This is a genomic window from Paenibacillus peoriae KCTC 3763 (assembly GCF_000236805.1).
Classification (GTDB): Bacteria; Bacillota; Bacilli; order Paenibacillales; family Paenibacillaceae; genus Paenibacillus; species Paenibacillus peoriae.
In genome coordinates, this window is record NZ_AGFX01000024.1 from 1 (window position 1) to 257 (window position 257).

The 257-nt window shown below is 42.0% G+C and carries 1 rRNA gene; it reads right to left on the reverse strand.

What is annotated here, in order from left to right:
- Positions 1–61, reverse strand: a 16S ribosomal RNA gene (locus tag KQI_RS0115150); the annotation flags it as partial.
- Positions 62–257 lie beyond the last annotated feature (196 nt).

The window sequence follows — 257 nt, forward strand, 5'->3', positions numbered from 1 at the left end:
CTTGCATGTATTAGGCACGCCGCCAGCGTTCGTCCTGAGCCAGGATCAAACTCTCCAATAAAGACCAACCGAGGTTGGTTATAGAAAGAGCGATTAGCTCATTTTGAAACTGACGAGATAAAATATCTCATTGTTTGCTTTGATTTCGTACAGCCTGAAGGCATGCATTAAAATCTCAGCGATGGATTTTGCAAGCAAAATCCGTACTCACTCGTTGTTCAGTTTTCAAAGATCAAACCTGCATCATGTCTTGCTTT